The organism is Brotaphodocola sp., from assembly GCF_050873365.1.
In the GTDB taxonomy this organism is placed as follows: domain Bacteria; phylum Bacillota; class Clostridia; order Lachnospirales; family Lachnospiraceae; genus Brotaphodocola.
Genome location: NZ_JBNMIQ010000013.1, coordinates 74,952 through 82,456, shown reverse-complemented (window position 1 = coordinate 82,456; position 7,505 = coordinate 74,952). Strand labels below are relative to the sequence as shown.

At 48.8% G+C, this 7,505-nt stretch carries 7 protein-coding genes; 1 reads left to right on the top strand and 6 read right to left on the bottom strand.

The features are described from left to right. Positions 1 to 120 precede the first annotated feature (120 nt). From ACR0QT_RS08300 to ACR0QT_RS08275, 6 genes are all read right to left on the bottom strand, one after another. A complete protein-coding gene (locus tag ACR0QT_RS08300; protein WP_432630347.1) occupies positions 121 to 300 on the bottom strand; it encodes a hypothetical protein in 180 nt (59 codons plus the stop codon). A gap of 230 nt (positions 301 to 530) precedes the next feature. After that, entirely contained in the window at positions 531 to 1,442 is a 912-nt protein-coding gene (locus ACR0QT_RS08295; protein WP_432630346.1) for an AEC family transporter, read from the bottom strand. Between the two features lie 310 nt (positions 1,443 to 1,752). Further along, entirely contained in the window at positions 1,753 to 2,307 is a 555-nt protein-coding gene (locus tag ACR0QT_RS08290) for a biotin transporter BioY (protein ID WP_432630350.1), read from the bottom strand. A gap of 199 nt (positions 2,308 to 2,506) precedes the next feature. After that, positions 2,507 to 4,279 carry an arginine--tRNA ligase gene (gene argS, locus ACR0QT_RS08285; RefSeq protein ID WP_432630345.1) on the bottom strand — a complete coding sequence of 591 codons (1,773 nt, stop codon included), beginning with the start codon at positions 4,277 to 4,279 and terminating at the stop codon, positions 2,507 to 2,509. Positions 4,280 to 4,532: 253 nt separating this feature from the next. Further along, positions 4,533 to 5,207 carry a hypothetical protein gene (locus ACR0QT_RS08280; protein WP_432630344.1) on the bottom strand — a complete coding sequence of 225 codons (675 nt, stop codon included), beginning with the start codon at positions 5,205 to 5,207 and terminating at the stop codon, positions 4,533 to 4,535. A gap of 42 nt (positions 5,208 to 5,249) precedes the next feature. Next, positions 5,250 to 5,624, bottom strand: coding sequence for a hypothetical protein (locus tag ACR0QT_RS08275; RefSeq protein ID WP_432630343.1), 375 nt, complete (start codon positions 5,622 to 5,624; stop codon positions 5,250 to 5,252). Between the two features lie 401 nt (positions 5,625 to 6,025). On the opposite strand from ACR0QT_RS08275, the gene ACR0QT_RS08270 reads away from it, so the two are divergent. Further along, positions 6,026 to 7,384 carry a hypothetical protein gene (locus tag ACR0QT_RS08270; RefSeq protein ID WP_432630342.1) on the top strand — a complete coding sequence of 453 codons (1,359 nt, stop codon included), beginning with the start codon at positions 6,026 to 6,028 and terminating at the stop codon, positions 7,382 to 7,384. Positions 7,385 to 7,505: the final 121 nt, after the last annotated feature.

The window sequence follows — 7,505 nt, the reverse complement described above, 5'->3', positions numbered from 1 at the left end:
TAGAGTAAATCTCTTTGGTAAAACGGGCATTGTCAACTGCCCGATGATGTAGGCAGAATGAGGGAGACATCTTGCGATGTCGTTACTACCTATGCTTCTCTGACTTACAAGCTCCCGCTTCTATAAGCGGGAGTAGTTGACCACGGTCCCCGCAACTCCGGCAGATGCAAATGCGTCCAAACCAAGAAACCGCCCGATCATCATCGAGTCGACCACCCCGTACCCCTGCTGAAGAATATTTCCGCAGAGAAGGGGCAGTGCCAGACGAATGATCTGACGGTTTGCTGATCCGGTAAGCATTGGATTTTCCATGTGGGATTCGTTTTGTACCTGTGTCCGTTTTTCCTGGTGTAAATCCATGGTTCTCTTACCTGTTGTCTATCCTTTCCAAATGTCCTTATGATCCTTATGACCGATCTTTATAATTGATCCTTATGATTGATTCTTATAATTGGTTCTTATGATTGATTCTTCTATGTTTTCTGTTTTTCTTTTCGCTCTCACATAGGGTGTTCCCTGTCATGTTGGCTTTACAGCATCACCACAAGCGCTATCGTAATCAGCACAATGCTGACCAAAATCGATAAGGAATTGACCGCACTCGACAGTCCGAAATCTTCTTCGAGCTCTGCGGTGAATGCCGGGGCGATGCTTGCGATCGGCGCAAGGAAGGTGATCACAAGTGCCTGGCGGTACTCAAGCGGGAACGGAAGGAAAAAGTAAGATGCCAGAGCAAAACAAATTCCCACGAAATAGCGAGTAGAGAGAATTCTCACAATGTCTCCGATCTGCTCCCGATCCCCACTTAAATGGAAGCCGACACCGATCATCAGCATTGCCATGAAGACATTCGCGTTTCCGATAATCCCTGCATACTCGATAATCGGCTGAGGCAGGGACAGATGGCAGAATGCCAGAATGGTCATGAACACATAGGTCAAGAGCGGGATACTTTTTGACAGTCTCTTGAGAATCGGACGGATGTCAAATTTTCCATTTCCGGACTTTACCATATCTGCAACACTGCATGAGCCTCCCATACAGATGAAGCTGTTTCCGCAGTCAAACAGGCTGACCGCCATGACGCCGACCGGTCCGAGAAATCCCTGTGCAAACGGCATCGCAAAGTTTCCAATGTTGCATCCGGAAATATTGAGGATCGCAAACGACTGATGCTCGCGCCCTCTTCTGCGGTAAAGCACTGCGCCGACTCCGATCATGAAGACACCGAACAAAAAGCCCATCACCATCAGAAGCAACATCGAAGTCTCCATCTCTCTTCCTGAGAAATTCGTGATGATCGCTGCGGTGAGCGTGATCTTGACCACAATCTTGCTCAAAACATGAAAGTCATCCTCTGCAAAGAATCCGATGTTTCGCAGAACATATCCCAGAAGAATAATTCCCACAAAACAGCCTGCATGAACCAGTATCTCTCCCATAACTTTGTCTCCCTTTTCCTTTCCTCTCACTCTTTCTCTTTTTTCTTTGTACTACTCTTTTTGTACTGCTTTCTTTTTATTGCTCTTGTTGTATTGCTTTTAAGTCGACGCCTTCATCGACTTGGCGCACCGCGTAGAAGATGCCCTTTTTTACAGCAAAAAATCCCGCAAGCGGGATTTTCTGTTATTTGTATGCTCTCTATGCTCTTATTTATGATGATGCGGATCATTCTGTATCATCCTGTGATCTCCTCATCCGCAAATAAAAAGGACCTCTGCTCGGAATCACATTATAAATAACTATGACTCATTATGAATACATCATCATCTGCGAGATCACCGGTTTGAGCCGTCCTGCTACAACCACCGCAAGTACGCAGAGAATATAGTCCGGTGCCATTGTGCCTACACAGTACACAACGAAGATCTCCTTCCAGCCGATCGGATTGGCAAGCAGGAAGTTCGCGATCATGTAAAAATAGATCAGACCCATTCCATAATATACCACAAATCCTGCCGTCGCCGGAATCATCATCGGAAGTGCGCGCGTCGTATGCATTCTCTCATTCAAAAATCCCATCACCCAAGCTGCAAACGCAAAGCCCAGAAGGAATCCGAATGTCGGTTTCAGCAGATATGCCGGTCCACCGCCGGACGCAAACACCGGAATTCCGATCAGACCAACGATCAGATATGTTGCCACACTCATGAATGCCTGATTCGATGAGAGTAAAAGTCCCGCAAGCAAAACAAAGAACCACTGCATTGTGAAATGCATATCCGTCAACGGCATCGGAATCGTAATCTTAATAAATGCACCTGCCGCAATCAGTGCTGCAAACAATCCACAAACCGCAAGGTTCATGGACGCCCCCCTCTTTTGTTTAATCAACCCAATATCTCCTTCCCTGTTCCGTTTCGTATTTAACAATCTCATTATAACAGGTTTCTCGCGCTTATTCCATTACAATTACTATTTTTTCTTAAAGAAAAGCACCTTACAGTTTGCGCAACGCACGAACTGCAAAGTGCTTTTTCCGTTTCATTTCATTTTATTGATCTGCTTACATACGCTCCGGAGCCTCGAACCCGAGAACGTGGATACAGGTCGTCAGAACATCCTTCGTCAGCGTGATCAGCTGAATCCAGCTTGCCTGACGAGCCTTGTCCTCCTCAGCGAGGATTCGGTTGTCATGGTAGAAGCTGTTAAACGCATTGGACAGCTCGTAGATATACTGGCAGATCTTGTGCGGTGCGGTCTCTGCAAACGCATTCTCCATCACATCGTTGAAGCGTGCAAGGCGAAGCATCAGATCCTTCTCTGCATTTCCCACAGCCGGAAGAATCTTTGCGTCTGCCGGTGCATTCTGTGCCTGAGTCTCCTGATACTTGTTCAGGATCGACTTGATACGAACGATCGTGTACAGGATGTACGGACCGGTATTTCCCTCGAAGGAGATGAAGCGGTCAAGATCGAAAACGTAATCCTTGGATGCCTGGTTTGTCAGATCGCCGTACTTCAGAGCAGCAAGTCCAACCGTCTTTGCGGTCTCCTTTGCCTCCTCCTCGGATACGGTGCGGTTCTCCATGATACGATCGTAAACAGCAGAATCGATGTCTGCAATCAGACGCTCGAGACGCATAACTCCGCCCTCTCTCGTCTTAAACGGCTTGCCGTCCTTTCCGTTCATCGTACCAAATCCGATGTGGATCATCTCAGTCTCCGGCTTCACATAGCCAGCCTTTCTCGCAACACGGAAGACCTGAACAAAGTGAAGCTCCTGGCGCTTATCCGTGATGTAGATGTATTTTACCGGCTGGAAATCTTTCTCACGCTCAATGATTGTTCCGAGATCGGAGGTCGCATACAGCGCAGCACCGTCAGACTTGCGGACGATACATGGCGGAAGCTCCTTGCTGTCGGTCGGCTCTGCGATGTCAACAACAAGAGCACCCTCACTCTCATGAGCGAGTCCCTTGTCCTGAAGATCCTGAATCAGCCACGGAATATACTTCTGTGCATCGCTCTCGCCCTTCCAGAGCTCGAAGTGAACATCCAGATTACCGTAGTTCTTTTTCAGATCTGCAAGGGAAACGGACATGATGTGCTTCCAGATTGCGGTAAACGGTGCATAGCCATTCTGCAGTTTGAAGGTTGCAGTCTGAGCGCGCTCCTTGAATGCCGGGTCCTCTTTTGCCTTTCCGCTTGCGGTCGGATAGATGTCCTCAAGCTCGCTGATCGTAAACGGAGCCTCTGTCGGATACTCTCCGGTGTAGGACTCATCAAAGTATACAAGATCCGGCTTGCGGTCGCGCAGTTCCTCGATGATCAGACCCATCTGGAGACCCCAGTCGCCGAGATGAACATCGCCGATCATGTTGTAACCGAGGAATTTACCCATGCGCTTTACTGCCTCACCGATTACTGCGGAACGCAGATGACCGACATGAAGCGGTTTTGCTACGTTTGCACCGCCGTAGTCGACGATGATTGTCTCACCGTGTCCGGTTTCCTCAAGACCCAGCTTTTCTTCCTTCTGCATACCGTCAAGGTAATCTGCAAGGTACTGCGGATTCAGACGGATGTTGATGAATCCCGGCATCACTGCGGTGATCTCAGAAAACATCTCATCTCCGGTCAGATTCTCCACTACTGCCGTTGCAATGTCAATCGGCTTTTTCTTGTATGCTTTTGCTGCCGCCATCGCACCATTACACTGGTACTCACACAGATCCGGGCGGTTTGACAGCACGATTCTCGCGTAAGAGGCTTCATAGCCACAGGTCTCAAACGCGGTGCGCATCTTTTCTTCGATCAGATTCAGAATCTTCTTCACGTTCTCAAACTCTCCTTTTTTCTTCAATGTTCTTCAGATTTCTTCAGACTGATTTCTTATTATAATGGATTTCATGGGAAAATACAACCCGCTTCTCTCAGGTTTATCCTACCGTTACTGTTCACGCACTGCGCAAACAGTAACTGATTTTGCCGATGCTTCGCATTCCAAATCGGCAAAATCTGCTACCACCATGTTATCTTACGGCACTTTCGGTTCCAAAAGTGCTTACATACTTTTATTTTCTCCCTTTCTACACACGAAGGATTTTGCGGATCAGAGAAAAGATGGCTCCCGCAGTGCTCACAAGCATCAGCTGACGGCTCTCCTCCTGCACGGCCGTCACAATCGCACTGACCGCCTTTGCCATCCCGTGCCACATTTCTCCATCCTCCGGCACAAGCCCTGACAGGCGAGTCACCGCCAAAACCGCTCCGAGGCACAGAAGAAACGGCAAAAAACCTCGACCGGTATCGTAAGTCTTCATCCGAACTTCTCCGCCGGCTCCCTTTCGGCTCATGATCCAGAGCGTCCAGATCATCCCGAAGAAGACCACAGCTCCGGCTGACGCGAGATAGAACGCAAGTGCATAGTTTCGCTCATCGAGAAGCGTCATAATTCCTCCGAGTCCCTCCCGGTGTTGCCAGAATGAAAATACACTCATCACCGTCAAAAGTGCCATCAGAACCGCTGATGCAAGCTGAAGCAGGCGGGAAAATCCCACAACCGCGAGAACTGCCGGTTTCGTTTTTTCCTTTGATCTTTCCGGATGATTCTGCGCTTTTTCTCGAAATTTATCCGGATGAATTGGGGCATTCTCCTGAAATTTATCTTTGCGACTCTGTTCTTTTTCCTGACGTTTCCGCTCCCGCTCTAAATCTTCGTGCACCTGTTGGCGCGCCCGAAGATCCTCAAGCTCCGACTGCATCGCCCGAATTCGCTTATCTTTCTTTTCCTTTTGTTTTTCTCTTTATTTCTCTTTTTGCTTTTTTTCCTTTCGCTCACTGCGATCTGCGTCTGCATTACGCCAAGACCGCTTTTGCGTCGTTGTCGCCTTTTTTCGCGAACGCCCGCGCCCGCTCTGCGCCTCTCTCATCTCCTCCTCTCCGTTTTCCTGACTTTCTCTGTTCTCCTGATTCTCCAAAGCCGGATCCGACTTCCCGTTCTGAGCACGTTCCTGCTCTTGCCTGATCTTCTCCTCAAGCTCTCTTCTGTAATCCTCTTCCGGGATCTCAGCGCTATATTTATCATAGTCTTTGATCGAATACTCGGACAAATTTCGCCCGCTCCGACACCAGACACATATTTTTCCTGATGATTTTCGTCCACATCTCGGACAAACCATAATGATCGGCTCCTTTTCCTAAGTTCTTCGCTCCGAGACGTTTCAAACAACACGTTCCAAGAACGAATTTGGTTCAATATATCGCGCATTTCATCAAATGTCAAGAAGCTCGTGGATGCGCAGTAATTTTGATAGGAAGATGTCAGCAGAGCCGACCAAAATCACGCGCCAAGTCGATGCTTGCGTCGACTTGAATAGCAAAAAACGTACACCTGAAAAAACACTCACGAAATTATTTTTGTTTTCTCCCCATAAATCTTTCAGATTTCCTATGGAAGTTGTCTCAATTATATAGTACAATCTAAAGGTCTGTTTTTAAAGACCCTGATTTTTTTAATTTGAAACTTCAAGAGGTACGGTTCTCGCACTTTGCTGACCATACCTTTTTAAGAAAGGACATCATGAGACCACTCCATACTTTTTTTGGTGCTCTTCTCCTCTCGATTTCCGTCCTCACCCCCGCTTACGGGGCGGATGCCGATGCGACCGCTGTCCCGACCTCACCGGTCATCACGAGCAGTCGCGGAATTCTGAAACCGAAAGACATCCTGAGCACATCCACTTCCATCCCGGAGACTGTCTACCGACCGGGAATCTACCAGGTCGGAACCGATCTTCCTGCCGGAGAATACATGATCTTCACGCTGACGAACGGAATCAAGGGTTCCTACTCGGTTCTGTCTGACTTGAGTGATGAGGCTCAGGTGCTCGATCACGCCTCATTTCCGTACAATTCAATCGTGACGTTGAGCGAAGGACAGGTGCTCAAGCTCACGCGATGCAGTGCCTCCCCGATTGCCGAGGTTCCGCAGATCGATCATTTTTACGGAAATATGTACAAGATCGGCTACCACATTCCGGCGGGCACTTACCGGCTCAAACGTGCGAAAAACGCACAGGCAGGTGTTGCATTCACACTCGCATGGCCGAGCAACACCTACGACTGCGTGATCGATTACATGGAAGTAAAAGACAATGCGGTGATTACTGTTCACGAGGGGGAATATCTCCAGCTTGAGGACTGCCTGCTCGCTTCGACTGCCTCTGCGGAGGATATCAAACACTACCGCATCCCAACTGCATCAGAGACCGCGATTGCCGAGGAGGAAGCACTGAAACGCCAGCAGACCTCTCCGATCCTTGTATCGGGTGATCTCGTTGCCGGACTTTCAACCTCAACCTCCAAACCAGAGACGATCTATCCAGCCGATACCTATCTCGTCGGTTCCGACCTTCCTGCCGGAGAGTATGTTTTGCTCTCCACCGGCGAAGAACCTGGTGTCTATATGATTTCTGACAAGGCAGATCCAGACAAACATGATGATCTCGTTGACTATGGCGGAATCCAGACGGACGCGATTGTGCAGGTCGAGGATGGAGAATATCTGACCTTTGAAAATGCCACTGCCTCCCCGATTGAGGAGGTTCCGGAGCTCGACTATCGCAGTGCAACCGAATTTAAAGTCGGTGTTCACATTCCGGCAGGCACCTGGTATTTCGTGACAGATGACCCGGACAACACCGGAATCGTCTTCGTGATGTCCGCGACGCGACGCCAATACAAAGATATGATTTCGATGAAATACATCGACACAACCCCAGTCCCGATCACTCTGGAGAAGGGACAGTACCTGCTGATGATGAACTGCCGGTTCACCGCCCAGACCTCATCGGTCAGCGGACCGGGAGCTGACCTCGCGAGTGGAGTCAACTCCGCAATCCAGACGCTCCTCGACGCAATCAAACAGTTCGGAGCTTAAACCACAAAACATAAACTGCAAAACTCAAATCACAAAACCACAAAACACCACTGAAACGCAGAAATAACATCTGTTTTTCAGTGGTGTTTTTTTGTGACTTCTCCAAATATGACGTCCCCAA